The organism is Pseudomonas sp. lyk4-R2A-10 (assembly GCF_030209075.1).
Taxonomy (GTDB): Bacteria; Pseudomonadota; Gammaproteobacteria; order Pseudomonadales; family Pseudomonadaceae; genus Aquipseudomonas; species Aquipseudomonas glycinae.
In genome coordinates this window covers 150,615-166,331 of record NZ_JARVSR010000008.1, presented here as the reverse complement: position 1 = coordinate 166,331, position 15,717 = coordinate 150,615, and the positions used below count along the sequence as shown (strand labels likewise).

Sequence of the window (15,717 nt, the reverse complement as noted above, 5' to 3'; positions counted from 1 at the left end):
CCTCGCCCGTCGACCTGCCTTTAAGGAGAGCCGTTATGCCCTGGTATGCCTGGTTGATTCTGGTCGTTGCAATCGGCTCGATCGTCGGCGGTCTGATGATGTTGCGTGACACCGCCAACAAGGTCGAACTGACCGATGAACAACGCAAGCGTGTCGCTGAACGCAATGCCGAAGCGGACATCAAGGACGCGCAGGACCGCTGAACGAAAAACCCCGCCTGAATCGGCGGGGTTTGTTTTTTTGTCGCGGTTACTTTTCCCAGTCGGCCTTGGCGATGTGCAACCCGTGCAGGCCTTTGTAAGCCGCGCGTTCAGGCTGGCTCCAGCCTTCGAGCAGCGCCTCGTCCAGACGATAAATTTCCACGCCGAGCGGGCGGCACACGGTCAATGGATCCTGCGCGTCCGGCCCCCACATCGCCAATGACAGGTCACCACCCGGGCAGGTCGACAAAGCGCACAGCAAGTCGATTTCGGCGAAGAACTCCAGGTAGTCACCTTTCTGCGCCGGACAGGCCTTCATGAAATACAGATCATCGTGATTCAGGCCTGTGCACTGAAAGATGTTCAGCACATCATGCACGTCGAACTCGGTCAGGCCATGAGGCAACACGGCACGAGTCAGGTTGGAATGGCAGTGATGATGGAAGTCCTCGCCAGTGAGCATTTTGTTCACATACGGATCGCAGCGCGTGCCGAGCAAATCGTGCAGGCGCCCGCCGTGCTCGTCGATGCCATAGTCGGCCAGGCTGTCATCGGTGATGGTCACCAGAGGTCGCAGAAAAGGCAGGTTCGACCACAACCGGTCGTGGGTGCTGACATGCGCGCCCTGCAACTGCCGGGTGCGTGCCGCCCACATCCGTTCACGCGGATCGTGTGCGTTCCACACATTGAAATCGCCCACCTGGGGCCCGACCGGTGTGGTGACACGAAACACATGCCCCGCCGGAACATGCCAGGCACGCCCGGTGCGGATCGGCACTTCGAATTGTTCGATCAGCGTGCGCCCGTCCTTGCGGTCGCGAATCCGTTCGTAGAAAGGTGTATTGACCTGTAACGCCGAGCCTTTGCTGACCTGATAGGCGGCCGGGTAGTCTTTGTACATGATTCTCCTGCTCCTCAAGTGATGGCAACTTTGCAAGCTGCAACCACTATCCGTGCCAACCGTTGATGGCTGTCACGAACATGTCGGAGTCACCGGCCGTTTTTTTAGAAGTAGAAGTACAGTCACCATTCAATTTGCATTGGTTAAGATGGCGCTCTTGTTGCGGAGAGTTTAAATGCGTTACTCGCAGGATCATAAAGCCCAGACCCATCAACGCATCATCAAGGAAGCGTCCGAGCGGTTTCGCAAGGACGGCATTGGTGCGACCGGCCTGCAGCCGTTGATGAAAGCACTGGGCCTGACGCACGGCGGTTTCTACTCGCACTTCAAGTCCAAGGACGAACTCGTTGAAAAGGCATTGCAAGCCGCCGGCGATCAGGTTGCGGGGTTATGTGCCGAACTCTTCGCCCAGGAAAAACCGCTGGAAGCTTTTATCGACACTTACCTGTCCGAATGGCATCAGACCACGCCCGACGAAGGCTGCCCGTTGCTGACCATTTCGTCGGAACTGGGGTTGCGCGGCCAGCCTAGCCCGACCAGCGATGCAGTGCTCAAGGCTCGCCTCGACCAGATCGAAGGCACCCTTGAAGGCGAGAGCACCGCCGAGCGCAGCGTCGTCATCATGGCGACACTGGTCGGGGCGCTCCTGCTGTCACGCAGTGTCGCGGATGCCGGGTTGGCGCAACGCATCCTGGACGTCACCCGCGAACACCTCAAACGCTCGGAAGACTAAGCCTGCCAGCGCTTGAACAGCACGCTGGCATTGACCCCGCCGAAACCGAACCCGTTGGACAACGCATACTCGATCGGCATCGACCGCGCCTGACCGTGGACGATATCCACGCCTTCGCTCACCGGATCCGGATTTTCCAGGTTGAGGGTCGGCGGAACGATTTGATCGCGGATCGCCAACAGCGTGAAGATCGCTTCCAGCCCCCCCGCCGCACCCAGCAAATGCCCCGTCGCGGATTTGGTCGAGGTCACGGCGATTGCGCTTTGCGCGCCAAACACCGACTTGATCGCCGCCAGCTCACCGAGGTCGCCCACAGGCGTCGATGTCGCATGGGCGTTCAGATGCTGCACCTGATCCGGCGTGATACCGGCCTGGGCCAGCGCCAATGCCATCGCCCGGCGGGCACCGCTACCATCCTCCGGCCCGGCGGTCAGGTGATAGGCGTCAGCGCTCGTGCCGTAGCCGACCAGTTCGACCAACGGCTGTGCGCCGCGCGCCAGCGCGTGCTCCAGCGACTCGATCACCAGCAGACCGGCGCCCTCGCCCATCACGAAACCGTCACGTCCGCTGTCGAACGGGCGCGAGGCGCGCTCAGGGGTGTCGTTGTAGCCACTGGACAAAGCCCGCGCTGCCGCAAAACCGGCAAGACTGACGCGATCGATGCAGGCTTCCGCACCGCCGCACACCGCGATGTCGGCCTCACCGGCACGAATCAATCGCGCAGCGTCACCGATCGCCTGCACGCCGGCGGCACACGCGGTGACCGGAGCGCCGAGCGGGCCCTTGAGACCGTGCTGGATCGAGACATGCCCTGCGGCGAGATTGACCAGAAACGAGGGAATGGTGAACGGCGACAACCGTCGCGGACCACGGCTGTCGGTGGTGCGCACCGCATCGGCGATAGCGCCGAAGCCGCCGACACCGGAGCCGATGATGGTGGCGGTGCGTTCCTGAGCGCCGGATTCGGTCGGGTGCCAGCCGGCCTGTTCAAGCGCCTGCCGCGCAGCCTCCATCGCGAACAGAATGAAACGATCCATTTTCTTCTGTTCTTTGGGCGGCGTGGCGCGATCCGGATCGAAACCGGCTTCGGCATCCTCCTCCATCGTCGGCACCACGCCGCCGACCCGGGTCGGCAGATCGGCGATGACCGCGTCCGGCAGGTTTCGCAATCCCGAACGCCCGGCCAGCAAGCGCTGCCAGACCACTTCGACGCCGCTTCCCAAGGGCGATACCAGGCCCATACCCGTGACAACTACTCGACGCTGATCCATATCGGGTTGACCTCTCGCGACTCAAAAGTCTTTTACTTGTAGCGGCTGGCCGCCGAACTGTGGGACAGGTTGGGCGCCATTACATGGCGGGCGGCGACAAAGGCTTGCCACTCGCCCGCATCGGGCAGCGAAGGAATCGTGACCAGTTCGCCCTGATCCAGACCGGACAGCGCGGCATCGACCATCTCGCCCGCCTCCATGACCATCTCCGCAGGGATACCGCTGGCATCGAATCCGGAACGCTCCCAGATTTCAGTGCGGGTCACACCGGGCAATACCGCTTGCACCTTGACCCCGGTGCCTTCGAGTTCGGTATTGAGCGATTGAGTCAGACTCAACACGTAAGCCTTGCTGGCGCTGTAGGTGGCGTTGAAGCGTTCGGGGAACAGTGCGACCACGGACGCGATATTGATGATCGTGCCGCGCCCGGCGCGGGTGAACGCCGAGGCGGCTGCGGCTGCCAGTCGGGTCAGCGTGGTGACGTTCAACTGGATCAGTTGCTCCAGGGTCTCGGGGTCGGCATTAGCCAACAAGCCATTGACCGCTACGCCCGCATTGTTGACCAGCAGGCTGATACTGGAATCGCTGCGCAGACGTTGTTCAAGCTTGAGCACTTCACCCTTTTGCGTCAGGTCGGCCTTCAGCACTTCGACCTGAACGCCATGTGCGTCTCGCAGCTTACTGGCCGCGGACTCCAGACGCTCCTGATCGCGAGCCACCAGCAACAGGTCAAAACCACGTGCCGCCAATCGCTCGGCATACACCGCACCGATGCCGGAAGAAGCGCCGGTGACCAGCGCCGTGCCTTGGGATTTCGGGGAATTCATGACGATACTCCTGGAATGCGTAAGGAATGGGCGACCGCTGAAAAGCAGAGGGCTTCAGGGGGACTGAAATTATTATAGGCATAATCTCACACTAATATGATAGCCGTAATTTTCCATTATCCGACGGAAAGGCAATCCACCTCCTTCGACGGTTCAAGGAACCCGGAAGCAAAAAGGGCCGGTCAATGACCGGCCCCTTGGCGTTGAACAATCAGCTTAGTTCACTTCCAGCTTGTCGCGATTGCGATCGAGGATCGCCTTGCCGATACCTTTCACTTCAAGCAGTTCGTCCACCGATGCAAAAGGTCCATTAGCCTCACGATAGGCAACAATCGCTTTTGCCTTCGCCTCTCCCACCCCGGCCAACTCCTTTTGCAGCGTCGCTGCATCGGCACCGTTGAGATCGACCTTTTCGCTTTGGGATGAAGCGGCAGCGTCAAGCACCAATGGCGCCCTGATGTTCTCGGAGGACACCCCTGGCGCCGCAACGGCGGCAATCGAGGCGCTGGCGAGAAAAGCGAAGAGCAACGAGTAGAAATAACCGGTACGCATAATTGACGCTCCATGACATGTTTTGAGAAAGCAGCTTTTCCGAAGCTGCCTCTCAAACTTAGGCGATGGATGGGCGATGTCAAAAACGCATCTGTTACCGCTTATGTAACAATCAGATCTTCAAGCAAACCCGATCATCAGCACTTATCCCTTGGGAAAAAAACGCTGCAGAAAATGTCTCGCCCGGGATTTCTGCTGACTCATGACCGCCACGACCCGGGGCCGCAGCACATCGATTTCCCCCAGCTCCTTCTGGTACCAGCGGTCATCCATCCCGTATTGCTCGACCATGACCTTGTGGTGCTCAGGACTGTTCAGCAGTGCATTGAGTTTCAGGATTCCGATCATCTGGTAAGGCTTTCCGAGCCACTGATTGTGAGCCAGGTATAGAAGTGCCTTTTCGATATCAAGGTGGATGTCGGACGCGATGGGCTTGATGCGCAACAGATCCGAGAACCCGTCAGTCAACTGCTCGGCCGTCACACCCTCAAAGAAATTCTCGGCAATCAGGTAATGTTCGTTGATGGTCCGGATCGAGTTGGTCACGGTCTGGCTGCTGGCGTTTTCACCCGGCATTAAACGGAACGTAATCATTTCCTTGTCGAAAATATGGATCTGGTAATGCTTGAGCAGACGTATCCACATATCCAGATCGGGGAGCTGGCGCATCCTGTTGCTGTACATGCCCAACTCGTCGTAGCACGCTTTGCGGATGAGCATGGTCGGATGACAGATGCAGTTGCCCAGCTCGAAGAACCGCCGCAGCCATTCACCCTGAGAGCGGTTCGGCTGGTCGAATACATCGCCGGACGGAATGCTCGCCTTGTCCATTGGGCGGCCGTCCTTATCGACAAAACGAGCCCGGCCAAAGCAGGCGCCTACCTGTGGGTTATCCCGAAGGAACTGAACCTGGACAGCCAGCTTGTCGCTGTCGCACCAGTAATCGTCCGAGTTGAGCAGTGCGATGAACTCGCCCGATGCACGCTGGATCAGTTCATTGGTGACGACACCGGCGCCGCGGTTGACTTCATTGGGATAGAACCTGATCCGCTCGTCCTTGATGGACGCAACCACGTCCCGCGTGTTGTCGGCCGAGCCGTCATCAGAGATGAGGAACTCGAAATCCACACCGGTCTGCCCAAGGACACTCTGGATCGCCTCGGCCACAAAAGGGGCGTGATTATAGGTCGCCATGATCACGGAAACTGTAGGGGAACTCATACCGACCGACTCCGCTTCACAACTCTGACAATAAGATTTTTGAGCGCAACAGGCATGAGCGCCTTGATCACGACAATCAGGATCGGCGGCATGAAGTTGAGCAGCGTCGGGACGGCACGAATGACCGGCTGACTGACCGTCTCGGCCACGTGTCCGATCTGCGACGCGGTAATGACGTGGCGCAGACGACTGGCAAGCAGTTCAAAGTCCTCATGGAACACGCCGTCGGTCAGTTCATCGTACGCAGGCAACACATCGAGCTGGGCCTTGAGCTTTTCCACGTGAGGTGTTTGCGTCCAGACGCCGGCGGTGTGCAGACGATAGACAGACATGGGCTCCTGTAGAAAACCGATCACGCTGGTGCGTGCCAGTACGATATTGGTGATCCAGTCGTAGGATTTGATATCGAACAAGGCATCCGGCAGCCTGGCAAACGCCGAGCGGCGATACATGCACGTGGAAAAATTGCCGATGATGTTGTCGGCAATCAGCTCTCTGGCGGTGATGAACCGGTGCCCGGTGGAAACAGGCACCCGCGGGGTAAGCTGGGCGCGGTCTTCTTCGTAGACAAAGTAGTTGACCCCGCACACGTCGGATTCCCAATGTTCCGAGAGGAATGTTGCCTGGCGACTCAACTTGTGCGGACTGACCCAGTAATCGTCGCCTTCAAGCACTGCCACGTATTCATTGGAACAGGCATTGAAGCCGCGTTTATAGTTTTTGGTAATACCGAGGTTTTCGCTGTAATCCAGATACTTGAATGTAAAGCGACTGTCGATTCCTTCATATTCCCTGATGATGGAAAGCGTACTGTCCGTCGATTTGTCATCCGCGACCACCAGTTCTATCGGCCCGTCGAAAACCTGCCCGAACAAGGCATTCAACGCCTGACGGATATGGTTTTCATGGTTGTAGGAAACCAGTAGAACCGAGAGAGCAACCTTTTCCTTAAGCACTTACCGAACCCTCTGCAGCTGCTGGTTTCTTCGGAACATAGATTTGCGCCTCACCATCAATGACCAGTTGGTCCTTGACCGTGCAGTAGGTACGGAACGTGACAATTCTCTTGCGCACGTTGACGTCTTTGACACAGACGATGGCAACGACGGTGTCCTGCAGATAGACCGGCGCCTTGAACACCAGATTCTGCGAGACATACACACAACCCGGACCCGGCAATCGGGTGCCGAACAATGCGGAAAAGAACCCGGCGGAAAACAGCCCGTGAGCAATACGCGCCTTGAACCGCGAGTCCTTCGCGTACTCGTCGCTCATGTGCACCGGGTTATTGTCTCCGGACAACCCGGCATAGGCTTTCACATCGGCATCCGTGATGGTCTGGGAATAGGAAACCTGCATCCCGACTTCAATCTGCTCGATGGAGAGCCCGCTCAGAAAATCATTCAGCGTTGTCATTTGCGCAGCGCCTCGCGCAGAGGCCGTGCGGGGTTGCCGATGACCGTGTCGCCTGGCGCGACACTCTTGGTCACCACGGCCCCCATCCCGACAATGGCCCCACGCCCGATCGTCAAGGGTCGCTTGGACGTGCCTTGCTTGAGCACGGCGCCAGTACCGATGTAGGCATGATCTTCGATGACGACATTGCCGTTACATTTGACGCCAGGGGCAAAGGTCACGAAGTCGCCGACCACACAGTCGTGCGCCACATAGGAATAGAGGTTGGCGTGAAAATGTTTGCCGATCTTCGCGTTCGACGTCACGGTCACGAACGGGGACAGCACCGCCCCCTCACCGATTTCATTGGCATCGAGGATCACGACGTTTTGAGCAATCACGGAAAAAGGCATCGCGCCCTGTTCTTCGCACAGCCGGGCGATACGCTCCCTGACATCGGAAGCACCAATAGCGATACTGAAATAACGCTCCCCGGACAGCGCCAGGAACGCATCCATGCTCACCACCGGAAAGCCATTGACCGTTTCGGCCGAACCCTCGCCCTCAACAACGAAAAACAGCTCCGCGTCACCGCCTGCAAGCGATGCTGAAAGAGAAGCACGCGCCAGGGGAATGACCTCTCTGCCATAACCTCCTGCACCGATGATTCCGTAATACTTTTTCATCAAAATCTCCTGATCCGAAAATTCACTCAATACCTGACAGAGCGCTTGATGAGTCGGCAGATCATGTCGATCTCTTCCCGCGACAGGGTGTGGTAGAGCGGCAGGCAAATGATGCGGCGGGAAACATCCTCCGAGATCGGAGAACTTTGCCCCTCGACGTACGGAAGCTCGGAAAGCGACGGGTAAAAATAGCGCCGAGGATAAATATTGTGGAGGTTGAGCACTTCCATGACAGCCAGAAGCACTTTCTCACTTTCGAAGATCACCGGGAAGTAGGAGTGATTGTATTGCGTATCCGCTGCAATCTTCTGGAACTCGACAGGCAGGTCAGTCAGGTTCTCTTTGTAGTAGTCGCAGAGTTCCTTGCGCTTCTCCAGGATCTCTTCGACGTACTTCAGATTCGTCAGTCCCATTGCAGCGTGAACTTCCGAGTTCTTGCCATTGACGCCGACGCCACCGAAATCAGTCAACGAGGTATGGCCGAAGTTTCTCTTCATGGCCATGCTTTTCAGGATTTCAGGATCGGAAGTAACGACCGCGCCACCTTCGATGGTGTGAAAAAGCTTGGTTGCATGAAAACTGCAAGTTGCAATATCGCCGTACGCCAGCAGGGAACGCCCTTTATGGGTCGTACCAAAGGCGTGAGCGGCATCATAGATGACTTTCAAGCCATGCTTTTTGGCCACCGCATCGATCGCTTCGACATCGCAGGGATTGCCGAACACATGGGTAGCCAGAATGGCCGTGGTTCGCGGAGTGATCGCTTGTTCGATTTTCGCCGGATCGATATTCAGCGTGTCCTGGCAGATATCCACCATGATCGGCGTGCAATTTTCCCAGACGATGCTGGACGTCGTGGCTACATAGCTGAAAGGCGTGGTGATGATTTCACCTTTCAGTTCCAAGGCTCGAATTGCAATTTGCAGGGCAATGGTACCGTTACTCAGAAACAGCAGATGATCGACGTCGAGCTTTTCCTTGAGCTTCAATTCAAGCTCGTTAACCAATGGTCCATTGTTGGTGAACCATTCACGGCCCCAAACCCCTCGCAGGTACTTTTCATACTCGTCGAAAGGAGGAACAAACGGCTTGGTAACAGTAATATTCATGCGCGCCCCGAAATCGAAACTTATTGTGCAGTTCTGTTAAAGAAAGATTTGATGCGTCCACACCAGGACGCCTGATAGGCCTGCAGCTCAGCCCTGGCCTCATCGAGTTGCGACTTGAGCGCTTCGTTCGCCTGCACTTGAGCCGCTAGCGATCGGGAGATGCCCGCAACTTCCGCAACCCTTGCATCGGCATTGCCGGCCTGTTGCTGAACGAGCGCTTGCTGGGCAAGCAACTCCGCTTCGACCTCGCGAATGCGCGCGGACTGAACTTCGATGAACTCCGCGCGTGCAGCAGACTCCAGCGCCATTTGCACCGAAGCGTGTTCATTGGCCTGTACGCTGCCGGCGCCGCTTGAAAGCCAGGTCGCTTCATTTTCAGTGACCGCGGAAAAATCGACGTCCACGTCAACGGCCGAAGACTTGCGTGCCTCGACAATCAGCTCGTTGTGAAACGGACGGGACTCAAGGCCGGAAAAAACTTCATCCGCACTCTTGCGATACGACTGAAAGACAATGGACTTGAATCCGGCCTCACCAATCGCCCGGGTCAGCTCTTCCGCATCGTAGACAAACTGATGCCCCCAGGAACGCATTCCCTCGTTCATCATCTGGCATCGCGAATTCGGTTGCCAGAGATCGCCCCACTCGTTTTTGCTGTCCGAAAAATAGGAGTGGGTCAGGAAGCGCAGGTTGGGCGTGGTGATCCGAATCGCGCCACCAGGCGTCAGTACCCGAAAGCATTCTTTCAGGAACGCTACGGCCTGTTCCCGAGTGACATGTTCAATGAAATGCTCGTTGAAAATATGGCTGACCGAGGAATCCGCAAACGGCAATGGCTCAGTGAGATCGAGCAATCGATCGGCCGTGGGGGAGTCAAGATCGATATTGATCCAGCCGGGGAATGTGACCGAGCCACATCCGAGGTGAAGTTTCTGATCAGTCTGTGCCATTTTTGATTTCTCGCATGCTTACCTTGTTACCCCAGTACGCGGCTCCGTAAATCTGTGGATGTCCCGCGCTGGAAAGTGAGAACTTCGTCGAAATGGGAACAAAGTCCGCGACGACGACCTCACCGATATTCAGATTGACCGGTTCTGCGAGCATGGAAGAAACAGAGTAGTGTCCTTCTCTCAGATGCGCGGTAAACGTCCACTCAATCACGTGCACACTGCCGGCCTTGACATCGACCAGATGCCGGTTACCTTCGATACCGGTATCGGAGTAGATGATGTCCTGCCCATTCTTGTCACGGATGTGGTACGCCAGGCCAAGGCTGGGAACAGACTTGTGGACCTGCACTACCTGGCGCAGCACCACCTTCTGCCCGAAGTCCACAGTGTCGATCATCAGACCGCTTTCGTTCAGCAACGCTACGTTGATGAATTCGGCAACACCGTTCTGTATCCGCTGAAAACTGGCCATGGACTGGAATGACTCGACACCATCGGTATATTCCGACGCCACCGCCGCAGTCTGCTTGACAACTTCCTCGGGGCCTCGGTCCACACGCTGGCTTTCGATCAAGGCAGAGTAATACTTTTCCACTGCCGTGTTCACATCGCCCAGATACTGACTTCGCCCGGACTCGAGCAACAGGGCCCGACTGCAAAGTGACTTGACTGAGGCGGTGTCATGGCTGACGAACAAGACCGTCGAGCCTGCCGCGATGATCCCCTGGATCATTTTTGCGCACTTGGCCTGGAAGTAGGCGTCGCCGACCGACAACGCTTCATCGACGATCAGGATGTCCGGTTCCACGTGAATCGCCACCGAGAACGCCAGACGCACCATCATCCCGCTGGAATAGGTTTTGACAGGCTGCTCGATAAAGCTGCCGATGTCCGCGAACTCGACGATTCTGTCGTAGCGGGCGTCGGTTTCCTCGGTGCTCAAACCCAGCACCGCAGCATTCATGTAGATGTTTTCGCGTCCGGTGAACTCGGGGTTGAACCCTGAACCCAGCTCCAGAAGCGCAGCGATACGACCATGGGTCTGTACACTGCCGCTGGTTGGATTGAGCGTGCCGCAAATCATCTGCAACAGCGTGGACTTGCCACTGCCGTTACGACCGATGATACCGACTGTCTCACCCTTCCTGATCTCAAAGGAAACGTCGTTGAGCGCCCAGAACTCTCGATAGAATTTGCGGCCCTTCACCAGGAACTGCTTCAGACGATCGTGGGGCTGGTCGTAAATCTGGTAACACTTGCTCAGATTTTCAACCTTGATCGCAATATCCGAATCAGAGGACATCGGCAAACCCCTTGCGTGTTTTCTGGAACCAGGCAAAGCCTAACCACATGACCAGCAGCCCTATAAGGAAATAAATACCGATAATTGAAAAATCCGGAGCACGGCCAAAAAACAGTACATCCCGGGCCTGCTCGATGACTGGCGTCAACGGGTTAAGCATCAGTACCGGCCGATACGCCTCGGGCAACGCACTGGCCGGATAGAAAATAGGCGACAGAAACATCAGCACGGAAGTGAGAATGCCGATGAACTGCGCGATATCCCGCAAATAGACTCCCAGAGACGCCAATCCCCAGGAAAGCCCCATCATCACCAACACCAGGGGCATGATCACCAGGGGCAGATACAGAGCCGTCAGGTGTGGCACGCCGAAGAAAATCAGGTAGGCCAACATCCACACACCCAGGCTGATCAACGCATGGAACATGGCTGCGCCGAGGCTTACCCAGGGAAGAATTTCCAGGGGATACACCACCTTTTTCACATAGTTGGCATTGGACACGATAAGGCCCGGCGCCCGGTTGATGCATTCCGCAAACAGGCTGAATACCATCAGACCGGCGAACAGGATCAGGGCAAACTCGGTTTTCGAATCGCTGCCACCGCTCCAGCGCGCCTTGAATACAACACTGAAGACAAATGTGTAGACAGCCAGCATGAAGACCGGGTTGAAAAACGACCAGAGCACACCCAGAACCGATCCACGATAGCGCCCCAGTACCTCCCGCTTGATAGATGCCCTTATCAACGTCCGGTTACGAACCAGACTGGCAACCATTTCACGCGGTAATGTAGAAAAATCTTGCATCAGGCAATGGCCTCTGAGTTGACACCAAACTTACGCTGGACCGCACTGCCCGTCATACCAAACATCTTCCATTCTTTGAATACAAAAACGAACGACAAAAAAACGCGACATTCACAACAACGCCGCCCTTTTTATTGCAGTCCATGGCCACGAAATAGCATCTAAAGGTTTACAGTTCGAAAGTTTCTCGAAATATGAAAAATCCATGCCTTCATTATCAATGAGAAGCATGAGATTTGTTGAATCCGGACATCCGCGCAATCCTGTGCAAATATAAAAAACAGCGCCCTGACCCCAGCCAGAAAGGCCCGCCGAGGATACCGTAAAACGACATCGGAGAACACCGCCGCCCGGTTGGGGCTCCACCAACCGGGCGGCTGGCAATGACGCTTACAGGCCGGATCAGCTATCACTCGCAACGCGTTCTTTACTCACACGCGCACGTTCAAGGGTCGAGGCGACGCTGCTGATAGATCCAGTCGACAATTTCTCCATCAGGCGCATAGCCACTGACGGTTTCGCGCAAAATCTGCCGAACGCGGGAGTAGTCGTCCTTTTCGACTGCAGCCAGCAATTCCGACAGCCGAACCTTGAGCACGTCCCAGGGAATGAGGTCCTCGTTGGCACTCATGATCATGGGGTGAGGCGTCGCCGAAACATTGTCACCGATCAGGAGTTCTTCATAGAGCTTCTCCCCTGGCCGCAACCCGGTGAATTCGATTGCAATATCGCCGTGCACATTCTTTTCCGAACGCACACTGAGGCCGGACAGGTGAATCATCTTTTCAGCGAGCTCGACAATTTTGACCGGCTCTCCCATGTCCAGCACAAAGACATCTCCCCCCTGCCCCATGGAGCCGGCCTGGATCACCAACTGCGCGGCTTCCGGGATCGTCATGAAATAGCGGGTGATCTTGGGATGAGTGACCGTCAGCGGACCGCCGGATTTGATCTGGCTATGGAACAGCGGAATCACCGACCCCGACGAACCCAGCACATTTCCGAAACGCACCATGGTGAATCGCGTCTTGTTGACGCGAGACACATTGGCCTTGTCGCCGAACAGTACAGGGGCCAGCTCACGACTCAGCGCCTGCAGGGTCAGCTCGGCAAGTCGCTTGGTGCTGCCCATGATATTGGTGGGGCGCACAGCCTTGTCGGTGGAAATCAGAACAAAGTTGGAAACACCTGCCTGCAATGCTGCCTGCGCCGTATTGAGGGTGCCGATCACGTTATTCAGCACACCTTCGGCAATATTGTGTTCAACCATGGGCACATGTTTATAGGCGGCCGCGTGATAGACAGTGTCCACGCCCCACGTCTTCATGACATCCAGGAGTTTGTGAGGATGCCGGATGGAACCGAGAATCGGCAGTAGACGAATGGAGACAGACTCGCGCGCGATGCGCTGTTCGAGTTCGGACAGAATGCTGTATAGATTGAACTCACTGTGATCGAACAGCAGAAGCGTTATCGGCCCAAGCAGAAAGATTTGCCGGCAGAGTTCCGAACCGATCGACCCGCCCGCGCCTGTCACCATCACCACTTTGCCGGTAATGCAGTGAGCCAGCAGGTCGGATTGGGCCGGCACCGAGTCGCGCCCCAGCAGGTCCGCGATGTCGACTTCCTGAATGTCATCGACCTTCACCCGGCCGCTGGCCAGGTCGGTAAAACTTGGAACACTGCGAATATGCAGTGGGAATCCTTCCAGCAAATTGAGGATTTCCCGGCGACGGGCACGAGTGGATGAAGGCAGCGCCAGGAGAATTTCCTGCGCTCCCGTCACGTCGATCATTTGCTGAATGTGCTTGGGCTTATAGACCTGCAGACCCGAAATGGCCCGATCAGCGATACTCGCATCATCATCGATGAACGCCACCGGGCGCATGACTCGCCCCATTCGCAGAGCCGCGACCAACTGATTACCGGCGACTCCGGCACCATAGATCGCCACCTTGGTCAGGCCATCGTCGCGACTGGTGAACGGTACGTGCTGGGCTGCGGTGAACCAGTCACCCATGAAATACTGACGCATGCACAGGCGCAATCCGCCAATGATCACCAGACTCAGCCACCAGTAGTTGAAAATGATGGATCTGGGGACAACACTTTCATGATTGCTGTACCAGTAGACAACTACTGCGAGTATCAGTGAAGAAAGGCTGACCGCCTTGATGATGGCAATTAGTGCATCATTGCCGAAGTAGCGCATGACCGCGCGATACATGCCAAATCGAATAAACAGCGGTATTGCAACAAGCGGGGCACAGACGAATAGCCAGGCATGCACTTTGATGGGGTTGTACATATCATCGATTCCGAGGCGAACGATGAATGCCAGCCACAGCGCCCCCCAGACGAGAACGACGTCGGTGGCCACCTGCAGCAGTCGTTTTTGACGACGCGGCAAACCCAGCAGAAATGCTCGCATTTTATCCATTGAATCGCCCGATCACCGTCCCACTCCATGAACTATAAACCAACCTGCATTGTATCCTCCTTCAACCAGAGAATACGACTGCCAAGTGACCGGCCGGCGCCCCGCGTTACGCCATCTGCGCCCTGACCGCTCGTCAGCACCCCGGCGCGTCTGTTAAGCTGCACCCCTTTTCCGGCGCTCGACGCCTGCTGCTCAGCGACCCCGCCCGATATCAAAGCCAGCCGTTAACGCCTTTTTCTTTCCGTAATATCTTCATGTCGAATCGCTGCATGATCAGGGAGCCAGAGATCAAATTCATGGACAAGCCGAACCAAGAATCAACCCCTGAAATACAGCACTCCTCAGCACCCGATACGCCTGATCAAAACAACAAGAAAATTGCAATTCTGGTCTGTACCTATAACGGCGCGCGTTTTCTAAAAGAGCAACTCGATTCATTTATTGAACAGTCCCATCAGAACTGGGCAATCTACGTCTCGGATGACGGTTCGTCTGACGAAACACTGGACATATTGAAAGACTACCAACTTCGACTGGGCAGTGAGCGACTGGTCATTCTGCAGGGACCTCGAAAGGGGTTTGCCAGAAACTTTCTGTCACTTGTGAAAAACCCGTCAATCATTGCCGACTATTTTTGTTTCAGCGACCAAGACGATATATGGTTTAAAAACAAACTTAGCCGAAGTCTCGACTTGCTGCCTGAAGAAGGGAATGCCCCCGCCCTGTACTGCTCTCGAACTGCACTGGTCAATTCAAGTCTCGAGCCTATCGGCTATTCGCCTCTGTTTCTGCGAACACCCTGCTTCGAGAACGCACTGGTTCAAAGCATCGCCGGCGCCAACACAATGTTGATCAATAATGCTGCACGCGCACTTTTGCTGCGAGTAGCCGATGACGCTCCGGTCGTCGCACATGACTGGCTGACCTACTTGCTGGTCACCGGCTGCGGCGGACGGGTAATCTACGACCCGACCCCCTCTCTCCATTACCGTCAGCATGAAGGGAATCTGATCGGCGCCAACGCCGATCTGAAAAACCAGATCCTGCGACTGCGCAAAATGTTCACGGGACGCTTCAGCCAGTGGAGCACCCAGAACCTCAGCATCCTGCATACCGTTCGCGACAGGTTGACCGACAGAAACAGGCAGGTACTGGAGCTGTTCGAAACCGCTCGACGCAGCAGCCTGCCGGGACGGCTTTACCGGATGCGAAAAAGCGGAGTCCACCGCCAGACACTCAAAGGCAACATCAGCCTGATCGTCGCTACGCTGATGAACAAGATCTAAGCGGACGACTGACGGGCCCGCGCCTGTCAGTACGA

General features: G+C 56.3%; 16 protein-coding genes. 3 read left to right on the top strand and 13 right to left on the bottom strand.

What is annotated here, in order from left to right; all coding sequences use genetic code 11:
- The first annotated feature begins 35 nt into the window (after positions 1-35).
- On the top strand, positions 36-203 hold the full coding sequence (locus QRN46_RS12275; protein WP_007950938.1) for a DUF2897 family protein: 168 nt from the start codon (positions 36-38) through the stop codon (positions 201-203).
- 46 nt (positions 204-249) lie between these two features.
- Here the strand turns inward: QRN46_RS12275 and QRN46_RS12270 are convergent, their stop codons facing one another.
- Entirely contained in the window at positions 250-1,101 is an 852-nt protein-coding gene (locus QRN46_RS12270) for an urea carboxylase-associated family protein (RefSeq protein ID WP_011335332.1), read from the bottom strand.
- 175 nt (positions 1,102-1,276) lie between these two features.
- On the opposite strand from QRN46_RS12270, the gene QRN46_RS12265 reads away from it, so the two are divergent.
- A complete protein-coding gene (locus tag QRN46_RS12265) occupies positions 1,277-1,834 on the top strand; it encodes a TetR/AcrR family transcriptional regulator (RefSeq protein WP_011335333.1) in 558 nt (185 codons plus the stop codon).
- On the opposite strand, the gene fabF is transcribed toward QRN46_RS12265, so the two are convergent.
- From fabF to QRN46_RS12205, 12 genes are all read right to left on the bottom strand, one after another.
- A complete protein-coding gene (gene fabF / locus QRN46_RS12260) occupies positions 1,831-3,105 on the bottom strand; it encodes a beta-ketoacyl-ACP synthase II (RefSeq protein ID WP_201815741.1) in 1,275 nt (424 codons plus the stop codon). The two genes, QRN46_RS12265 and fabF, sit on opposite strands and share 4 nt — an antisense overlap.
- A gap of 32 nt (positions 3,106-3,137) precedes the next feature.
- Positions 3,138-3,932: an SDR family NAD(P)-dependent oxidoreductase gene (locus QRN46_RS12255; RefSeq protein WP_011335336.1), complete on the bottom strand. Its 795-nt coding sequence runs from the start codon at positions 3,930-3,932 to the stop codon at positions 3,138-3,140.
- Between the two features lie 216 nt (positions 3,933-4,148).
- Positions 4,149-4,484 (bottom strand): ComEA family DNA-binding protein, encoded by a 336-nt coding sequence (locus tag QRN46_RS12250; protein ID WP_011335337.1) that lies wholly within the window; start codon positions 4,482-4,484, stop codon positions 4,149-4,151.
- Positions 4,485-4,628: 144 nt separating this feature from the next.
- A complete protein-coding gene (locus QRN46_RS12245; RefSeq protein WP_011335338.1) occupies positions 4,629-5,705 on the bottom strand; it encodes a glycosyltransferase in 1,077 nt (358 codons plus the stop codon).
- Positions 5,702-6,661 carry a glycosyltransferase family 2 protein gene (locus QRN46_RS12240; protein WP_011335339.1) on the bottom strand — a complete coding sequence of 320 codons (960 nt, stop codon included), beginning with the start codon at positions 6,659-6,661 and terminating at the stop codon, positions 5,702-5,704. Before QRN46_RS12240 ends, QRN46_RS12245 begins: the two co-directional genes overlap by 4 nt.
- A complete protein-coding gene (locus QRN46_RS12235; RefSeq protein ID WP_011335340.1) occupies positions 6,654-7,121 on the bottom strand; it encodes a MaoC family dehydratase in 468 nt (155 codons plus the stop codon). Before QRN46_RS12235 ends, QRN46_RS12240 begins: the two co-directional genes overlap by 8 nt.
- Entirely contained in the window at positions 7,118-7,786 is a 669-nt protein-coding gene (locus QRN46_RS12230; protein ID WP_011335341.1) for an acetyltransferase, read from the bottom strand. Before QRN46_RS12230 ends, QRN46_RS12235 begins: the two co-directional genes overlap by 4 nt.
- A gap of 26 nt (positions 7,787-7,812) precedes the next feature.
- Entirely contained in the window at positions 7,813-8,895 is a 1,083-nt protein-coding gene (locus QRN46_RS12225; protein ID WP_011335342.1) for a DegT/DnrJ/EryC1/StrS family aminotransferase, read from the bottom strand.
- 20 nt (positions 8,896-8,915) lie between these two features.
- Entirely contained in the window at positions 8,916-9,845 is a 930-nt protein-coding gene (locus tag QRN46_RS12220; RefSeq protein WP_011335343.1) for a methyltransferase domain-containing protein, read from the bottom strand.
- The gene (locus QRN46_RS12215) at positions 9,832-11,148 is read right to left on the bottom strand and encodes an ABC transporter ATP-binding protein (RefSeq protein ID WP_011335344.1); all 1,317 of its coding nucleotides are present in this window, start codon (positions 11,146-11,148) and stop codon (positions 9,832-9,834) included. The genes QRN46_RS12220 and QRN46_RS12215 overlap by 14 nt, the downstream gene beginning before the upstream one ends.
- Positions 11,138-11,956, bottom strand: a complete 819-nt coding sequence (locus QRN46_RS12210) for an ABC transporter permease (protein ID WP_011335345.1) — start codon at positions 11,954-11,956, stop codon at positions 11,138-11,140. Before QRN46_RS12210 ends, QRN46_RS12215 begins: the two co-directional genes overlap by 11 nt.
- Positions 11,957-12,401: 445 nt before the next feature.
- Positions 12,402-14,396, bottom strand: a complete 1,995-nt coding sequence (locus QRN46_RS12205) for a polysaccharide biosynthesis protein (RefSeq protein ID WP_011335347.1) — start codon at positions 14,394-14,396, stop codon at positions 12,402-12,404.
- 296 nt (positions 14,397-14,692) lie between these two features.
- Here QRN46_RS12205 and QRN46_RS12200 point away from each other — a divergent pair, with 296 nt between their 5' ends.
- Positions 14,693-15,682, top strand: a complete 990-nt coding sequence (locus tag QRN46_RS12200) for a glycosyltransferase family 2 protein (RefSeq protein ID WP_011335348.1) — start codon at positions 14,693-14,695, stop codon at positions 15,680-15,682.
- The last annotated feature ends 35 nt before the right edge of the window (positions 15,683-15,717 follow it).